Source organism: Micromonospora sp. WMMD714 (assembly GCF_029581315.1).
Classification (GTDB): domain Bacteria; phylum Actinomycetota; class Actinomycetes; order Mycobacteriales; family Micromonosporaceae; genus Micromonospora; species Micromonospora rifamycinica.
Window position 1 is genome coordinate 107,176 of record NZ_CP120744.1, and the last position, 17,045, is coordinate 124,220.

A 17,045-nucleotide genomic window follows, 5' to 3' on the forward strand; every position below is an offset into this window, starting at 1 on the left:
CGCCGGTCAGGCGGCGGCCGGCGACCGCTCAGGCGGCAGCGGCGGCCAGCTCCGTCCGGGCGGCCAGCGCGCGGCGCAGGTCGTCGGCGGCGTCGGTGACGGCCCGGCGCAACCCGGGGGTGAGGTCGTCCCGGGTGAGCAGGGTCGCGGCCGAGTCCAGGGTGGGTTGCGCCACGGCGTAGCGGGGGAAGGCCAGCCGGGCGACCTGTTCGGCCACCCACGCCGTACGCCGCCGCGCCGCCGCCGGCATCTCGGTGAAGTACCGGTCGACGTAGCTGGCGGTCAGCTCGGCCTGCTCCGGCTGCCAGAACCCTTCGGCGGCCGCCTCGACGAGCCGGTTGGACCGGCTGGTGTCCCGGGTGATGATCTCCCAGGCGGCGTCCTTCGCGGCCAGCTCGGGCCGGGCCGCCCGGCACAGCGTCGCCCGCTCGGCACCGGTGGCGCTGCGGTCGGCGGACGCCTCGGCGGCGATCTCGGCCTCGCCGGCCGCGCCCAGCACCACCAGCCGCCGTAGCAGCGACCAGCGCAGCTCGGCGTCGACGGCCAGCCCGGCCGGCACGTCCCGACCGACGAGCCAGCCGGCCAGCAGGTCGGCGTCGGCGGTGGCGGCGAGCAGCCCCCGGGCCGCGGCCAGTTGCAGCGAGCCGCCGGCCGGGGCGGTGGCGAGCAGCGCGGCGCAGGCCCCGGCGGTCCGCAGCAGCGCCGCGTCCCGGGCCGCCGGGTCGAGGTAACGGTCGATCAGGCTCCGGCTGCGGGCCAGCACGCTCTCGGCGATGGTGACCTCGGTCTCGGTGGGCAGGGCCACCGTGACCAGCGACACCACCGACGACACCGGCCGGTCGCCGTCGGTCGCGGCGTCCAGCGACTCCTCCCAGAGCAGGGCGCGGGCCAGCGGGTCGGCGAGTCCGGGCAGCACGGTGGCGACCGCGTCCGTCGACGCCGGGTCGAGCCGGATCTTGGCGAAGGTGAGGTCGCCGTCGTTGGGCAGCAGCAGCCCGTGGGCGGACCGGCCGGTCAGCTCGGGCAGCACGGTACGGCCCCGGTCGGCGTCCGGATCGAGATCGACCTCGATCCGCTCGACCGCGCCGTCGGGGGTGTACCGGCCCACGGCGATCCGGTGCGGGCGCAGCACCGGGTGCCCCTCCGGCGCGGTCTGCACCACCGCCACCGAGGTCCACCGGCCGTCGGCGTCCACCGAGGTCTCCGTCCGCAGCGTGTTGACCTGTGGTCGGCGCAGCCAGCGGTCGGCCCAGCCGGTGAGGTCCCGCCCGCTGGCGGCGCCGAGGTTGGCGAGCAGGTCGGCCAGGGTGGCGTTGCCGAAGCGGTGGGCGGCGAAGTGCCGGTTGAGCCCGGCCAGGAAGGCGTCGTCGCCGAGCCAGGCGACGAGCTGGCGGAGCACGCTGGCGCCCTTGGCGTACGAGATGCCGTCGAAGTTGAGCAGGGCCTGGGCGGCGTCGGCGACCTCCTCGGGGGCGACCGGGTGCGTGGACGGACGCTGGTCGGCGGCGTACCCCCAGGCCTTGCGGCGGATCGCGAAGGTCGTCCAGACCCGGTCGAACCGGGTCGCCTCGGCGGCGACCCGGGTGCCCAGGTACTCGGCGAAGGACTCGTTCAACCACAGGTCGTCCCACCACCGCATGGTGACCAGGTCACCGAACCACATGTGGGCCATCTCGTGGGCGATCGTGGTGGCCCGCTGCTCCCGCTGGGTGTCGGTGACCGCCGAGCGGAAGACGGCGTCGTCGCGGATGGTGACCAGGCCCGGGTTCTCCATCGCGCCGGCGTTGAGTTCCGGCACGAACGCCTGGTCGTACTTGGTGAACGGGTACCGCTCGGCGAAGAGCTGGTGGAAGCGGTCCAGGCACTGCCGGGTGACGGTGAGGATCTCGTCCAGGTCGGCGTCGAGGTACGCGGCCAGCGACCGCCGGCAGTAGACGCCGAGCGGGACGCCGTCGTGGCTGTCCCGCCGGACGTGCCAGGGGCCGGCGATCAGCGAGACGAGGTAGCTGGCCAGCGGCGGGGTGGGGGCGAACTCCCAGCGGCCGGGGGCCGGGTTGCCGGCGAGCGGGCCGTTGCCGGCGACCGTCCAGTGTGGCGGCGCGGTCACCGTCAGGGTCACCGGGGCCTTGAGGTCGGGCTGGTCGAAGCAGGCGAAGATGCTCGGTGCCTCGTCCAGGAAGGACATCGCGTAGAGGTACGTCTCCCCGTCGGCCGGGTCGACGAAGCGGTGCATCCCCTCGCCGGTGTGGGAGTACGCCATCCGGCCGGTGACCGTGAGGGTGTTCTCCGCCGCCAGGCCGGTGAGCGGGAACCGGCCGTCGGCGAGCGCCCCCGGGTCCAGTTCCCGGTCGTTGAGCCGTACCCCCTCCAGCAGGGCGGGCCGGACCTCGACGAAGGTCGCGGCGCCGGCGGTGGCCCGGAACCGGATGGTGGTCGTGGAACGGAAGCCGTCGTCGCCGTCGGTCAGCTCCAGGTCCACCTGATAGGACGCGACATCGATCAGCGCGCGACGCGCGGTCGCCTCTACACGGGTCAGGCTCGGCATCCGCTTATCCTGCCCGACGGGGAGCCGGCCGGGCTCCCCGATACGCGTGGCAATGGAGGATCAACAATGGGTCAGCACCCCAAGGGCGACTTCGACCTGTCCCGGGCGGTCTGGCAGCGAGCCGAGGGTGACACCTCCGACAGCGCGGTCGAGGTGGCTTTCGTGGACGACCTGATCGGGATGCGCAACTCGGCCGAGCCGGACGGTCCGGTGCTGGTCTTCACCCAGGCCGAGTGGGACGCGTTCGTCGCGGGCGCCCAGGACGGCGAGTTCGACCTGGACTGAGCGCCGGACGCCGGCACCCGGGCAGGGCGACAACCACCTCCGCCCGGGGGCCGGCGCAAAGGCGGGCCGGTGGGCAGGCGGGCCGGGGGACAGGCGGGCCGGGGGTTCCCGATCCGGGGTGTCAGGCGGGAATTATCCCCCCATACCCGGGTAGACCACCCACGGCCGACCCGTCGGCCGGGTCCGCCCACCGTCGCACCCGTCAGGAGAGCCAGATGGCCACCACCACCCCGGCCGACCGCAGCCCGGAGAGCACGCTGGCGTTCCTGCGCGAGGGTTACCGGTTCATCAGCACCCGGTGCGAGCGCTACGGCAGCGACGTCTTCACCGCCCGGCTGATGCTGGAACCGACGATCTGCCTGCGCGGACGGCCCGCGGTGGAGCTCTTCTACGACGTCGAACGGTTCCGGCGGGCGGGGGCGGCGCCGAAGCGGGGACAGCGGACGCTGACCGGGGAGGGCGGCGTGCAGGGGCTGGACGGCCCGGCCCACGCCGACCGCAAGGCCATGTTCATGTCGATCATGACGCCCTCGGCCGTGCAGCGGCTCGGCCGGCTCTTCGCCGACGAATGGCGCACCCGGTTGGCCGGCTGGGCCGGCTCCGGGCCGCTGGTGCTGCGCGACGAGGTCGGCCCGATCATCATGCGGGCCGTCTGCGCCTGGGCCGGGGTGCCGCTGCCCCGCAGCGAGGTGGCCCGCCGCACCGCGCAGATGCATGCCATGATCGACGGACCGGCCGCGCTGGGGCTGCGGCACTGGCGTGGCGTGTTCGCCCGCCGCCGGGCCGAGCGTTGGGCCGGTGACCTGGTGGAACGGGTCCGGACGGGCACCCTGACCGCACCGGCGGACAGCGCGCTCGCGGTGATCGCCGAACACCGGGACGCCGAGGGTCGGCTGCTCCCCCGCCGGATCGCCGCGGTGGAACTGATCAACGTGCTACGGCCCACCGTGGCCGTCGACCGGTACGTGGTCTTCGCCGCCCTGGCCCTGCACGAGCATCCGGAGTGGCAGGAACGGGTCCGCGCCGGTGACGAGCCGACCGAGTGGTTCGTCCAGGAGGTACGCCGCTACTACCCGTTCTTCCCGGTCGCCATGGCCCGGGTCCGGCACTCCTTCGACTGGCAGGGCCACCACTTCCCGGCGGGCCGCCGGGTGCTGCTCGACCTGTACGGCACCAACCACCACCCACAGCTCTGGCCCGAACCGGAGGAGTTCCGCCCGGAGCGGTTCGCCGGCTGGCGCGACGATCCGTACGGCTTCGTGCCGCAGGGCGGCGGGTACCACCTGGGCGGGCACCGCTGCGCCGGGGAGTGGATCACGATCGAGCTGATGAAGCAGGCGGTGGGGGTGCTGACCGGGGCGATGGACTACCAGGTGCCGCCGCAGGACCTGCACCTGGACCTGACCCGGGTGCCGACGATGCCGCCCAGCGGCCTGGTGCTCACCGGCGTCCAGCCGACGGGCTGACCCGCACCGGGCCGGGCGCGGTGTCCGGCGACGGCTCAGGCCGCCACCGGCAGCCGCTTGGCGAAGCAGACGCTGTACGGGTTGCCGACGTACTCACCGTAGACCGGGATCGGCTGGTAGCCGCAGGAGGTGTAGAGGCCGATCGCCGCCGGCAGGTAGGTGCCCGTCTCCAGGCAGAGCACCGAGTGACCCCGGTGGAAGGCCAGGTCCTCCAGCGCGCTGAGCAACTGCCGGGCGAGCCCCCGCCCCCGGTACGCCGGGCGGACGTACATCCGCTTCACCTCGCCGGTGTCCGTGTCGAGGGACTGGAGACCGCCGCAGGCGACCACCCGGCCGCCGTCCACCATCACCAGATAGCGGATGCCGTCGTGGACCACCGTGGCCTGACCGTCCAGCCCGCCGTCGGCCGCGCGCAGCTCCCGCTGCTGGGCAGCGACCAGCGTGTCGACCTCCGGATCGGTGGCGGGACGGGACTCGATCAGCATCAGCCCACGATAGGTCGGGTCCGTTTCGCGAAGGTTTCCAGGAAACGACCCGGACCCCACCGGTAAGGGGCTATCCCTCGTCCAGGGCGTCGCCGTCGCCGTCGGCGCCCAGGACGTCGTCGCCGTCGGCGCCCACCAGCTCGTCCTCGGGACGCTGCCGGCGGGCCTTGCGGGCGGCCAGCCGCTCGGCCGCCGCGGGACGCGACGACTTCTCCTCCAGCCGGACGTCGGTGCCCCGGTTGCCGGGGACGAAGTCGACCCCGGCGTACAGGGTCGGTTGCCAGTCGAACTCCCGCTCACCGATGCGAACCAGGTCGCCGGGGTGCGCGCCGGCCTTGGCCAGCTTCTCCTCCACCCCGAGCCGGGCCAGCCGGTCGGCGAGGAAGCCGACCGCCTCGTCGTTGTCGAAGTTCGTCTGCCGGACCCACCGCTCGGGCCGGGAGCCCCGGACGGTGAACGACCCGTCCGCCGCCGCCTCGATGGTGAAGCCGGCGTCGTCGACCGCCTTGGGACGGATCACGATCCGGGTCGGCTCGGCCGGCGGCGCGGCCCGGCGGGACTCGTCGACCAGCTCCGCCATCGCGTACGTCAGCTCCTTGAGCCCCACCCGGGTGGCCGCCGAGACGTCGAACACCCGGAAACCACGTGCTTCGAGATCGGGGCGGACGATGTCGGCGAGGTCCTGGCCGTCCGGCACGTCGACCTTGTTCAGCGCCACCAGCCGGGGCCGGTCGGCCAGCCCGCCGTACTCGGCCAGCTCGGCCTCGATGGTGTCGATGTCGGCCAGCGGATCCCGGCCCGGCTCCAGGGTCGCCGTGTCGACCACGTGCACCAGCACCGCGCACCGCTCGACGTGGCGGAGGAACTCCAGGCCCAGCCCCTTGCCGGTGGCCGCCCCCGGGATCAGACCCGGCACGTCGGCGACGGTGAAGGTGTGGTTGTCCACCCGGACCACGCCCAGGTTGGGCACCAGCGTGGTGAACGGGTAGTCGGCGATCTTCGGCTTGGCGGCGGAGATCACCGAGATCAGCGACGACTTGCCGGCCGACGGGAAGCCCACCAGACCGACGTCGGCGACGCTCTTGAGCTCCAGCACCACGTCCAGCTGGTCGCCGGGCTCCCCCAGTTCGGCGAAGCCGGGCGCCTTGCGCCGGGAGTTGGCCAGTGAGGCGTTCCCCCGGCCACCACGCCCACCCCGGGCTGCCTCGAAGGTGGTGCCCGCGCCGACCAGATCGGCCAGCACCGTGCCGTCGAGGGTCTGCACGACGGTGCCGTTGGGCACCTTGATCAGCAGGTCGTGGCCGTTCGCGCCGTCCCGGTTCGAGCCGGCGCCGCCCTTGCCGTTCTCGGCCTTCAGGTGCGGGCGGAAGTGGAAGTCCAGCAGCGTGGTCACCTGCGGGTCGACCACCAGGGAGACGCTGCCGCCGTGCCCGCCGTCGCCCCCGTCCGGGCCGCCGAAGGGCTTGAACTTCTCCCGGTGGATGGAGACACAGCCGTGCCCGCCGTCGCCGGCCTGCATGTGCAGGACGACCCGGTCAACGAACGTCGTCACGACGCCAATCCTTCCAGCGGAGTCACGCTCCGCACCTGAAAAACACCCCACCCGGGGTCACCCGGCGGGGCAGGAGCACCCGCCGGCGGGAACACCCCGCGCGGGAAACGGCGAAGCGGGCCGGGACCTCCAGGTCCGCGGCCCGCTTCGCTGTCGAGCTACTGCGGCACGATGCTGACGGTCTTACGACCCCGCTTGGTGCCGAACTGGACCGCACCGGCGGCCAGCGCGAACAGCGTGTCGTCGCCGCCGCGGCCGACCAGGTCGCCGGGGTGGAACTTGGTGCCACGCTGCCGGATGATGATCTCACCCGCGCCGACGACCTGACCACCGAAGCGCTTCACGCCGAGTCGCTGGGCCGCGGAGTCACGGCCGTTACGCGAGCTGGACGCACCCTTTTTGTGAGCCATTGGAGGACGACCTACTTCCCGCTGGAGATGCCGGTCACCTTGACCTGGGTCAACGGCTGGCGGTGACCCTGGCGCTTGTGGTAGCCGGTCTTGTTCTTGAACTTGTGGATCCGGATCTTCGGGCCCTTGGTGTGCGCGGCGATCTCGCCGGACACCGCGACCTTGGCGAGCTTCGCCGCGTCGGTCACCAGGTCGTCACCGTCGACGAGGAGCACCGCGGTGAGCTTCACCGCGTCACCGGGGGCACCGGTGAGCTTCTCGACCTCGATCACGTCGCCCTCGGCGACCTTGTACTGCTTGCCGCCGGTCTTGACGATCGCGTACATCGGAGGCGGACTCCCTGTCGTTGAGGCTGCTGGCGGTCGTTCCCATAGCAACTTGCCGGGTAGCTGTGACACCGGCAGCGCGGGCACGCGGGAACTCGGCACACCAGAGTGTGCCGCAGGAAAGAGTACGCCATCCCCCACCCGCCGCCCAAACCGACCCCCGGCGGACGGCGGACCGGGCCGCCTCCCCCGGCCGACGGGACCTCCCGGCGGACGCCGCCCGCCGGTCGGCCCGCCCCGGGCCGCCGTCAGCGGGCGCAGAGCTGGTCCAGCCGCTGCTGGAGCCGGTCCAGCTCGGTCTCGTCGATCGAGTCGACGTCGGTGCCGAGCCGACCGAGTTCGGTGGCCAGCTCGGTCAGCAGGGTCTTCAGCTGGGGATCGGTGGCCAGGCCGGACTGCTGCCGCAACACCGTCCGCCAGGTGGTCAACGCCGCCTCGGCCCGCTTCCGGGCGGCGTCCGCCGCCGTGCTGTCGTTCGCGCCGACCGCCGCGATCATCCTGCCGAGCTCCTCGACGTAGGTCCGGACGGCGGTGGTCGAGGCGGCCTCGGCGACGCCGCACACCTGCGGTCCGTTGCCACCCGCCGGGGAACCGCTCACCACCGCGGACGGGACCACGCTGGCGGGGGCCACCGTGCCGGTCGGCCGGTCGGCCGGGGCCGACCCGTCGCTCCGGTCGGCCGAACAGCCGGCACCGGCCAGCAGGGCGGTGGTCAGCACGAGGGCGACGGGCAGGCGGCGCATGTTCTTCTCCTAGCCGGGGGTGCGGCGATCGTATCGCCGGTCACCCGCACGGCAGGACCCCTCCCACCCGCGGTACGCGGTGGGAGGGGTCCGGTGGCACCTGGTGGGGTCAGCCCGTCACGGACGGGTCCGGCGGCGGGCGCCACCCCGGCGGGAGCGCCGCCGGCCGGTGCCGCCCTCCCCACCGTCGTCGTCCCCGTCGTGCTCGCCGACCGCGTCCGGGTCGTCCGCACCGGCGAGCCGGGCCGACTCGCCGGCCGGGACGTCGGCCACCGCCGGGGCGGGCGACGCCGGCGTCTCGTACCGGGACAGGTCGTAGCCCATGGTGTCGTCGTAGCCGGCGTCGGCCGCCGGTGCGGTGACCGCGACGTCGGTGGGGTCGGTCGTCTCGACCGCCGCCCGCTCCGCCGTGGCCGCCTTGCGGGCCCGCCGCCGCGACGACGCGCTGGCCACCGGCTCGGCCGCCGGGGTGGTCACCGTCGAGGCGACCGCCTTGACCCGCTCGCCCGCGCCGGTCGCGGCACGCGGCTTCTCCGGCACCGGCTCGGTGTGGATGACCAGGCCACGGCCCTTGCAGCACTCGCAGGGCTCGCTGAACGCCTCCAGCAGGCCGGCGCCGATCCGCTTGCGGGTCATCTGCACCAGGCCGAGCGAGGTGATCTCGGTCACCTGGTGCTTGGTCCGGTCCCGGCCCAGGCACTCGGTGAGCCGACGCAGCACCAGCTCCCGGTTGGACTCCAGCACCATGTCGATGAAGTCGATCACCACGATGCCGCCGATGTCGCGCAGCCGGAGCTGACGGACGATCTCCTCGGCCGCCTCCAGGTTGTTGCGGGTGACCGTCTCCTCCAGGTTGCCGCCGGAGCCGGTGTACTTGCCGGTGTTGACGTCGATGACGGTCATCGCCTCGGTACGGTCGATCACCAGCGAGCCGCCGGAGGGCAGGAAGACCTTGCGGTCCAGCCCCTTGATGATCTGCTCGTCGATCCGGTACTCGGTGAACACGTCGGCGGTGCCGACGTACCGGCGCACCCGGTCGACCAGGTCCGGCGAGACGTGCGACAGGTACGACTCGACCATGCCGTACGACTGTTCGCCCTCGATCACCAACTCGCGGAAGTCCTCGTTGAACAGGTCCCGGACCACCCGGATCACCAGGTCGGGCTCCTCGTACAGCAGCACCGGGGCACCGCCGGCGGTCGCCTTGGCCTGGATGTCCTCCCACTGGGCCTGCAGCCGCTTGACGTCCCGGGCCAGCTCGTCCTCGCTGGCCCCCTCGGCGGCGGTCCGGACGATCACGCCCGCGCCGTCGGGGACCAGCTTCTTGAGCACGTCACGCAGCCGCTTGCGCTCGGTGTCGGGCAGCTTGCGGCTGATCCCGGAGGCGTTGCCGTTGGGCACGTAGACCAGGTGCCGGCCGGAGAGCGCCACGTGGCTGGTCAACCGGGCGCCCTTGTGCCCGATCGGGTCCTTGGTGACCTGGACCAGCACCGAGTCGCCGGAGCGCAGCGCCTGCTCGATCGAGCGGGACCGCCCCTCCAGGCCGCTGGTGTCCCAGTTGACCTCACCGGCGTACAGGACGGCGTTGCGTCCCCGCCCGACGTCGACGAAGGCCGCCTCCATGCTGGGCAGGACGTTCTGCACCTTGCCCAGGTAGACGTTGCCGGCCATAGTGCCGGACGAGTTGCGGGTGACGTAGTGCTCGACCAGGACGCCGTCCTCCAGGACGGCGATCTGGGTGCGGTCGCCGCGCTGGCGGACCGCCATCACCCGGTCGACCGCCTCCCGGCGGGCCAGGAACTCCGACTCGCTCAGGATCGGCGGGCGGGTCCGGCGCTGCTCCCGGCCGTCCCGGCGACGCTGGCGCTTGGCCTCCAGCCGGGTCGAGCCGGAGACGCCCTGCACCTCGTCGACGGCCTTGCGGGGTTCCCGGATCTTCACCACCGTGGGTACGCCGTCGTCGGCGCTGCCCTCGGCGTCCCCGGCGCCCCGACGGCGACGCCGCCGCCGACGACGGGTCAACCCATCGCCCTCGCCCTCACCCTCGTCCTCGGAGTCGTCGCCCTCGGCCTCGGCCGCGGCCGGCTCCTCGGTCTCGTCCTCGTCGGTGTCGTCCGCGCCGCCCTTGCCCCGGCCCCGGCCCCGGCGACCCCGGCGACGACGGCGACGCGCGGCGGCCGACTCGTCGTCCTCGTCCTCGCTCTCGTCGTCGACGCCCTCCTCGGCCTCGCCGGTCGGCTCCTCCTCGACGACCTCGACGACCTCGACCGGCTCGGCCTCACGGCGGGCACGGCGACGCCGCCGCCCGGTCTCGACGGGCTCCTCGACGGGCTCCTCGGCGACCGGGCCGGGCTCGACCACCCGGAAGGTGGGCAGCTCCTCCGGCTGCGGGGCCATGAAGAGCACCGTCGGCGCGGCGATCGCGGCCCGCCGCCGCCGGGTCCGCGGCTGCGGCTCGGCCGGCTCCACCGGCTCGTCGGCGGCCGGCACGGCGACACCGGGCGGCACCTCCCCGGTCGGCTGGTCGGCCTCCTCGACGGGCTCCTCCACCGCCTGGTCGTCCACCTGGTCGTCCACCGCCTGGTCGACGACGGTCGGCTCGGTCGGGGCCGCCGCCTCCACGGCCGGCTCCTCCGCTGCGGCGGACGGCCCCGGCGCGACGGGAACCTCGGCGGTCGACACCCGGCCGGTGGCCCGGCGGCTGCCGGTGACCCGGCCGGTCGGCACCTCGGCCGGCGGGAGCGACGCGGTAGGCACCTCGACGGGCGGCTCGGTCGCCGCCGGTGGGGCGGCCTTCTTACGCCGGGTACGGGTCGCCTTGACCGGTGCCACCAGGTCGGCGGCGCCCTCCTCCACCCCGTCGGCGACGACCGGCTCCTCCACCGCCTTCGCCGGGGTGGCCTTGCGGCGACGCCGGGTGGTCTTCGGCGCAGCGTCGAGTTCACCGGCGACCGGGACGATCACCTCGGCCTGCTGCGACTCGTCGGTCGCCGAGGCGGCGCTGTCGGAGGCCTCGGCGGGCGCCCCGGTCAGCTCCGGCTGACTCAGCGGCGCGACCCGTCGGCGGGTGGTCCGCCGCCGGGTCGGTGCCGCCGGGGCCTCCTCGGCAGGTGCCGCGGCACCCTCGCCGGGCGACGTGGCGGCCGGCGGTGCGCCGCCCGCACCCGGGCCGCCGTCGATGGTGGTGTCGGCGGTGTCGGCGGCCGGCTGGGAACCGGTCCGTTCGCCGCCCTCGGGCTCGTTCTCGAGCATGGACGTTCTCCAGTTCTGGCGGCCCCGGGCGCGGGTGAGCGCTGCCACGCAGGATCGCCGCAAAGTGTTTCCGCCGGGCGCGCGACGTGCGCGACCGCCGAAGTCTGCCTGCCAGAACCCTGACCGACGGTCAGCGTTCTCCGATGGCTGCCCCGTCGCGGTCCGCTTCCAACGGATCCACGATCGCACCCTGCGCGGTCAACGTGCCCTGCGCCAGCCGGATCACCCTCGGGGAGACCGGCGGCTCCAGGGCGGCCACCACGCGGAGGCCGGAAAGGACGTCATCGGGTCGTACGGACGGGGTGACCTGCCGTACGACCAGTTCGAGTATCGCACACGACGAGTCCGTCGCCCCGGAAGGCGTCTCCACCGGAGGCAGCACATCGATGTACGCCACCGCCGCCCGCGCGTCGAACGTCCGTCGGCCCTGCTTGGTCATCCGCTCGACCTGCACCTCCTCGGCGGACAGGAAGGCGGAAACCGCCCGTCCCGCCTCTGCCGGGTCGACCCCGGGCAGCTCGATCCGCCAGGACGACGCCTCGATCCGCTCGGCCAGGCTCCCCCCGGCGGCGACCACCACCTCCAGCACGTCGAGGCCGGGCGACAGGGCCGCGTCGAGGGCGAGCCGTAGCTGCTCCGGGTCGACCACCGCCTGGAGGCCGACCTCCAGGTACTCCGCCTCGCTGGCGACCCCGGTGGGGGCGGCACTGGCGTAGGAGATCTTCGGGTGCGGGGTGAAGCCCTGGGAGAAGGCCACCGGCACGGCGGCCCGGCGCAGGGCGCGCTCGAAGGCGCGGGCGAAGTCCCGGTGGGAGGTGAACCGCAACGGCCCGCGCTTGGCATACCGGATCCGGACACGCTGGACGACCGGCGCCTGCCCGCCCTCCGGCTGTGGTTTCCTGCTGATCGTCGTACTCCTCGGTCTCGAACCGGCCGAGCGTCCCCGCGGCCCGGCTGCCGGTGACGATAGCCCCATGATCGTCGCCGCGGGGCGGGCGGCACGCCGACCCGCCCCGGCGACGGTCACTGCTGGGCGCCGGTGGGCACCTTCAACGCGGTGACCGGGGTGAGCGGCAGGAGCTTGCGGCCGGTGGGGCCGATCTGGATCTCGGTGTCCATCGACGGGCAGACGCCGCAGTCGAAGCACGGGGTCCACCGGCAGTCGTCCTGCTCGTACTCGCTCATCGAGTCCTGCCAGTCCTGCCAGAGCCAGTCCTTGTCCAGGCCCGAGTCGAGGTGGTCCCAGGGCAGCACCTCCAGCTCGTCGCGCTCGCGGGTGGTGTACCAGTCCAGGTCCACGCCGAAACCCGGGAGCACCCTCGCGGCGGCGTCCACCCAGCGCCGGTAGGAGAAGTGCTCGCTCCACCCGTCGAACCGGCCCCCGTCGCGCCACACCTCGTGGATCACCGCGCCGACCCGGCGGTCCCCCCGGCTGAGCAGGCCCTCGATCAGCGACGGCTCGCCGTCGTGGTAGCGGTAGCCGATCGCCCGGCCGAGCGAGCGGTCCGCGTTGATCGCCTGCTTGAGCAGCTTGAGCCGGTGGTCGATGACCTCCGGCGGGGACATCGACGCCCACTGGAACGGGGTGTGCGGCTTCGGCACGAACCCGCCGATCGAGACGGTGCAGCGGATGTCCTTGGAGCCGGTGGCCGCCCGACCGGCCCGGATCACCTCGTGCGCCATGTCGGCGATCTCGAGGACGTCGGCGTCGGTCTCGGTGGGCAGCCCGCACATGAAGTACAGCTTCACCTGCCGCCAGCCGTTGGTGTACGCGGTGACCACCGTGCGGATCAGGTCTTCCTTCGACACCATCTTGTTGATGACCTTGCGGATCCGCTCCGACCCGCCCTCCGGGGCGAAGGTCAGCCCGGTCCGCCGGCCGTTGCGGGACAGCTCCTGCGCCAGCTCGATGTTGAACGCGTCCACCCGGGTCGACGGCAGCGACAGCGAGACGTTGGTGCCGGTGTACTGCTCGGCCAGGCCGGAGCACATGTCGCCGATCTCGGAGTGGTCGGCCGACGACAGCGACAGCAGGCCCACCTCGTGGAAGCCGGAGAACTCCAGGCCCTGCTGGACCATCTGCCCCACGGTGGTGATCGACCGCTCCCGCACCGGCCGGGTGATCATGCCTGCCTGGCAGAACCGGCAGCCCCGGGTGCAGCCCCGGAAGATCTCCACCGCGTACCGCTCGTGCACCGTCTCGGCCAGCGGCACCAGCGGCTTCTTCGGGTACGGCCAGGCGTCCAGGTCCATGGTGGTGCGCTTGTGCACCCGGAACGGCACGTCCGGGCGGTTCGGCACGACCCGCTGGATCCGGCCGTCGGGCAGGTAGTCCACGTCGTAGAAGCGCGGCACGTAGACGCTCTCGGTGCGGGCCAGCCGCAGCAGCAGCTCGTCCCGGCCACCCGGACAGCCCTCCGCCTTCCACTCCCGGACGATCGTGGTGATCTCCAGGACCGCCTCCTCGCCGTCGCCGAGCACGGCGGCGTCGATGAAGTCGGCGATCGGCTCCGGGTTGAACGCGGCGTGCCCGCCGGCCACGATCACCGGGTCGGCGTCGGTACGGTCGGCGGCGCGCATCGGGATGCCGGCGAGGTCGATCGCGGTGAGCAGGTTGGTGTAGCCCAGCTCGGTGGAGAACGAGACCCCGAACACGTCGAAACGGCGCACCGAACGGTGCGCGTCGACGGTGAACTGCGGCACCCCGTGGGCACGCATCAGCGCTTCCAGGTCCGGCCAGACCGCGTACGTCCGCTCGGCCAGCACGTCGGGCAGCTCGTTGAGCACCTCGTAGAGGATCTGCACGCCCTGGTTGGGCAGGCCCACCTCGTACGCGTCGGGGTACATCAGCGCCCACCGTACGGTCGCCGCATCCCAGTCCTTGACCACCGCGCCCAGCTCGCCACCGACGTACTGGATGGGCTTGGTCACCTGTGGCAGCAGCGCCTCCAGCCGGGGCCAGACCGACAGCTCCGAGTCGTGCCGCGACGAGCGGCCCGCCGCGCCGGAGCCGTCGTCGGTGGTGGCCGCGGCGGGGCGCGGCGAGGTGGACGGAACACTCATGGAGCCCAAGGGTACGCGTCCACCGTCGGACGGCTCGTCGCACCGCCGGCCTCCCCCGCCCACCCACCGTCACCGGCCGCGCCGTCCCACCGCTCGTCCCGCGGGCCGGCCGATTGGTCGAGGTGGCGCCCCGGTACTAACCTCGCAACCGGTGCGAGAGGAGATTGCCGCGATGCCGGAGCCGCAGCCGGGAGCAGACCGGCCGGCCGACGGGGGTGACCCGGTCCGGGGTCGGCAGCAGGATCCGGTGGTCACCACCGGGTCGGCCGACCTCCCCGTACCGCCGCCCGGCGACCTCCCCGACACCGCCACGCCGAGCGACGCGCCCGCTCCGGTCACGCAGGGCGACCCCGCGCCTCCGCCGGACGGCACCGCCGGTGCCGACGCTGCCGTCGACTCCGCCACCCCGCCCCGGCCCGCTCCCGCGCCGGAGCCCCCCACGACGCCGGAGCCCACCATCCCGCCGGAACAGGCCCGCCCCACCGAGCCCACGAGTCTGCCGGAACAGGTCGGCTCCACCGAGCAGCCCGGCCCACCGGAGCAGGCCAGCCCACCGGAGCAGGCCAGCCCACCGGAGCAGGCCAGCCCACCGGAGCAGGCCAGCCCACCGGAGCAGGCCAGCCCACCGGAGCAGGCCAGCCCACCGGAGCCGGCCAGCCCACCGGAGCCGGCCGGCTCTCCCGAGCCGCCCCAACCGCCGGCACCGGCCGACCCACCGGAGCCGGCCGATGCGGTCGCCCCGGGTCACCCGGTGGAGCCGGTCACCCCGGCACGGGCGGTCGCGCCCGGTCCGGTCACCCCGGCGCGGGGGTCGGCCGCCGTCCCGGCCCGGGTCACCCCACCCGAGCCGCCGGCACCCGCACAGCCCGACTCGACCCGCCCGGCCCAGCGGCCCGACGCCACCCGGGTGGAGCAGCGCCCCGACGCCACCCGCCTGGAACAGCGCCCCGACGCCACCCGGGTGGAGCAGCGGGCCGACGCGACGCTGGAGGAGCCGGTCGCCCCCCGGTGGAGTGGCTCCGCCGCCGTGCCCGCACCACCGCCGCGTCGCCCGGGGTGGGGTGAGTCGGTCGAGTTCACCCCGGCGCCGCCGCCACCGCCCCCGCCACCGCCGCCTGCGGAGCTGCCCGAACACCGCACGCCGGTGGATCCGTGGGCGGGCGCGGACACCGGCGGTTGGGACCTGCACCACCCCGAGCTGGCCCTGCTGCCGCCGACGCCGTCCTACCCGGCGTCGCCGCCCACCCGCCCCTACCCGCCCACAGCCGACCCGGCACCGCCGCACCAGCACACCCCGACCCCGCCGGCCCAGCACCGGTCGGCCCCGGGCCACCAGCACACCCCGACCCCGCCCTACCCGCCGGCAGCTTCACCTGCGCCGGCGACGCCCTCGCCGACCCGGCCGTACCCGATCGTGCCGGTACCCGCCGCACGGCCGGTGTCCCCACCACCGCAGCCCCGTCCGGCACCGGCGGCCCGCCCGGCACCGCCGCCGCCCCCGGCGGCCCGCCCGGCGCTGCCGCCTGCCGCGCCGCCCCGGCAACCGAAGCAGCGCCGGGCCCGTCCGGAGCCGGTCGCCCCGCCACCGTCGAACCCCGGCAGGCCCCCCAAGGGGTACGTCCGTCGCAAGCGTCGGCGCTGGCCGTGGGTGCTGCTGCTCACCCTGGCCTGCTGCTGCGGCTGCCCCGCCTGGTTCGGCAGGCCGGCCTGGCAGCAGTACCCGGCCGACGCCGCGCTGCCCGCCCAGGTGGCCGACCTGACCCTGCGGGCGGACTCGGGCCCCGAGGTCGAGAAGCTCAAGGCCGAGGTCCGCAAGGCGAACCTGCTGGCCGAGGATGTCTACGCCGGGGTCTACGGCACGTCCGACGGCAAACGGGTGATCGTCTTCGGTGACACCGGCTTCCGGCTCAGGCCGGAGTCCGACGCGGACGACGCCATGGTGCGGCTGACCGACACCTTCCGGCTCGGCACGCCACAGCCGGTGGACAGCGGTGTCCGGGGCCGGTACGACCGCTGCGCGACCGGGTCCTCCGACGGCACCGACGTGGTGGTCTGCACATCGGTCGACCACGGCAGCAGCGCGACCGGGGTCTTCACCCGGCTCTCGGTGGACGACAGCGCCCGGCTGCTCGCCAGGATGCGCGCCCAGATCGTCACCCCGAAGCAGGGCTGACCGCGGCGTCGGCACCACCCGTCGGCGCGACGGGTGGTGCGCCGGTCAGGCCGGCGTCCCGCCCGCGGTCGGCTCGACCCGGCGGGGGGCGTACCGGGGGACGTACTCCTGACCGGTGAGCTTCTGGATCTCGGCCATCATCTCGTCGGTCATCTCCCGCAGCGAGGTGCGGTCGTCGGAGCGGCCGGTGAAGTCGAGCGGCTTGCCGAACCGGATGACGATCTTGCCCCGGCCGGGGCGGGGGATCCGGGTGCCGATCGGCTGGGCCTTGTCGGTGCCGGTCACCCCCACCGGGATCACCGGCACGCCGGCCGCCACCGCCAACCGGGCGGTGCCGGTCCGTCCCCGGTAGAGCCGCCCGTCGGGCGAGCGGGTTCCCTCGGGATAGACGGCGACCAGGTCACCGGCGCGCAGTGCCGGGATGGCGGCGTCGAACGCCGACAGAGCGGCCCGCCCACCGGACCGCTCGACCGGGATGGCGCCCAGGCCGGTGAGCACGACCCGGGACAGTGCTCCCTTCGGGCCGGTGCCGGTGAAGTACTCCGACTTGGCCCAGAAGGCGAGGTGTCGGGGGACGACGGTGGCGAGCAGCAGCTCGTCGGCGACGGAGAGATGGTTGCCCGCGAAGATCGCGCCGCCGCTCGCCGGGACGTGCTCCAGACCCTCCACGACCGGGCGGAAGGCCAGCCGCATCGTGGGGCCCACGGTGAGTTTGCCGATGGTGTAGAGCAGCGGCACGGGTCCT

General features: G+C 74.1%; 13 protein-coding genes. 3 read left to right on the forward strand and 10 right to left on the reverse strand.

Annotated elements, in window-relative coordinates:
* Window positions 1-28: 28 nt before the first annotated feature.
* Window positions 29-2,545, reverse strand: coding sequence for an aminopeptidase N (pepN, locus tag O7625_RS00495; protein ID WP_282343503.1), 2,517 nt, complete (start codon window positions 2,543-2,545; stop codon window positions 29-31).
* Between the two features lie 66 nt (window positions 2,546-2,611).
* Here pepN and O7625_RS00500 point away from each other — a divergent pair, with 66 nt between their 5' ends.
* A complete protein-coding gene (locus O7625_RS00500; RefSeq protein WP_067312494.1) occupies window positions 2,612-2,830 on the forward strand; it encodes a DUF397 domain-containing protein in 219 nt (72 codons plus the stop codon).
* Window positions 2,831-3,045: 215 nt separating this feature from the next.
* The gene (locus tag O7625_RS00505) at window positions 3,046-4,296 is read left to right on the forward strand and encodes a cytochrome P450 (RefSeq protein ID WP_282343505.1); all 1,251 of its coding nucleotides are present in this window, start codon (window positions 3,046-3,048) and stop codon (window positions 4,294-4,296) included.
* A 35-nt stretch (window positions 4,297-4,331) separates the two neighbouring features.
* On the opposite strand, the gene O7625_RS00510 is transcribed toward O7625_RS00505, so the two are convergent.
* The 8 genes from O7625_RS00510 to O7625_RS00545 form a co-directional block, all read right to left on the reverse strand.
* Window positions 4,332-4,781, reverse strand: coding sequence for a GNAT family N-acetyltransferase (locus tag O7625_RS00510; protein ID WP_282343507.1), 450 nt, complete (start codon window positions 4,779-4,781; stop codon window positions 4,332-4,334).
* Between the two features lie 70 nt (window positions 4,782-4,851).
* Window positions 4,852-6,333 carry a GTPase ObgE gene (obgE, locus tag O7625_RS00515; protein ID WP_282343508.1) on the reverse strand — a complete coding sequence of 494 codons (1,482 nt, stop codon included), beginning with the start codon at window positions 6,331-6,333 and terminating at the stop codon, window positions 4,852-4,854.
* A gap of 158 nt (window positions 6,334-6,491) precedes the next feature.
* Window positions 6,492-6,743, reverse strand: coding sequence for a 50S ribosomal protein L27 (rpmA, locus tag O7625_RS00520; RefSeq protein WP_067312480.1), 252 nt, complete (start codon window positions 6,741-6,743; stop codon window positions 6,492-6,494).
* Between the two features lie 11 nt (window positions 6,744-6,754).
* Window positions 6,755-7,069 (reverse strand): 50S ribosomal protein L21, encoded by a 315-nt coding sequence (gene rplU / locus O7625_RS00525; RefSeq protein ID WP_067312477.1) that lies wholly within the window; start codon window positions 7,067-7,069, stop codon window positions 6,755-6,757.
* A 248-nt stretch (window positions 7,070-7,317) separates the two neighbouring features.
* Window positions 7,318-7,812 carry a hypothetical protein gene (locus tag O7625_RS00530; RefSeq protein WP_067312474.1) on the reverse strand — a complete coding sequence of 165 codons (495 nt, stop codon included), beginning with the start codon at window positions 7,810-7,812 and terminating at the stop codon, window positions 7,318-7,320.
* A gap of 117 nt (window positions 7,813-7,929) precedes the next feature.
* Window positions 7,930-11,064 (reverse strand): Rne/Rng family ribonuclease, encoded by a 3,135-nt coding sequence (locus O7625_RS00535; RefSeq protein WP_282343512.1) that lies wholly within the window; start codon window positions 11,062-11,064, stop codon window positions 7,930-7,932.
* A 130-nt stretch (window positions 11,065-11,194) separates the two neighbouring features.
* On the reverse strand, window positions 11,195-11,914 hold the full coding sequence (locus O7625_RS00540; RefSeq protein WP_084261480.1) for a TIGR03936 family radical SAM-associated protein: 720 nt from the start codon (window positions 11,912-11,914) through the stop codon (window positions 11,195-11,197).
* Between the two features lie 173 nt (window positions 11,915-12,087).
* The gene (locus O7625_RS00545; RefSeq protein WP_282343514.1) at window positions 12,088-14,127 is read right to left on the reverse strand and encodes a TIGR03960 family B12-binding radical SAM protein; all 2,040 of its coding nucleotides are present in this window, start codon (window positions 14,125-14,127) and stop codon (window positions 12,088-12,090) included.
* Window positions 14,128-14,278: 151 nt separating this feature from the next.
* Here O7625_RS00545 and O7625_RS00550 point away from each other — a divergent pair, with 151 nt between their 5' ends.
* Window positions 14,279-16,300, forward strand: a complete 2,022-nt coding sequence (locus tag O7625_RS00550; RefSeq protein ID WP_282343516.1) for a hypothetical protein — start codon at window positions 14,279-14,281, stop codon at window positions 16,298-16,300.
* A gap of 45 nt (window positions 16,301-16,345) precedes the next feature.
* On the opposite strand, the gene O7625_RS00555 is transcribed toward O7625_RS00550, so the two are convergent.
* Window positions 16,346-17,038, reverse strand: a complete 693-nt coding sequence (locus O7625_RS00555; protein ID WP_282343518.1) for a lysophospholipid acyltransferase family protein — start codon at window positions 17,036-17,038, stop codon at window positions 16,346-16,348.
* Window positions 17,039-17,045: the final 7 nt, after the last annotated feature.

Bases quoted from the DNA above. Each gene is read 5' to 3' on its own strand.
- pepN (WP_282343503.1), bottom strand. From the start codon at position 2,545: ATGCCGAGCCTGACCCGTGTAGAGGCGACCGCGCGTCGCGCGCTGATC.
- O7625_RS00500 (WP_067312494.1), top strand. From the start codon at position 2,612: ATGGGTCAGCACCCCAAGGGCGACTTCGACCTGTCCCGGGCGGTCTGG.
- O7625_RS00505 (WP_282343505.1), top strand. From the start codon at position 3,046: ATGGCCACCACCACCCCGGCCGACCGCAGCCCGGAGAGCACGCTGGCG.
- O7625_RS00510 (WP_282343507.1), bottom strand. From the start codon at position 4,781: ATGCTGATCGAGTCCCGTCCCGCCACCGATCCGGAGGTCGACACGCTG.
- rpmA (WP_067312480.1), bottom strand. From the start codon at position 6,743: ATGGCTCACAAAAAGGGTGCGTCCAGCTCGCGTAACGGCCGTGACTCC.
- rplU (WP_067312477.1), bottom strand. From the start codon at position 7,069: ATGTACGCGATCGTCAAGACCGGCGGCAAGCAGTACAAGGTCGCCGAG.
- O7625_RS00530 (WP_067312474.1), bottom strand. From the start codon at position 7,812: ATGCGCCGCCTGCCCGTCGCCCTCGTGCTGACCACCGCCCTGCTGGCC.
- O7625_RS00535 (WP_282343512.1), bottom strand. From the start codon at position 11,064: ATGCTCGAGAACGAGCCCGAGGGCGGCGAACGGACCGGTTCCCAGCCG.
- O7625_RS00545 (WP_282343514.1), bottom strand. From the start codon at position 14,127: ATGAGTGTTCCGTCCACCTCGCCGCGCCCCGCCGCGGCCACCACCGAC.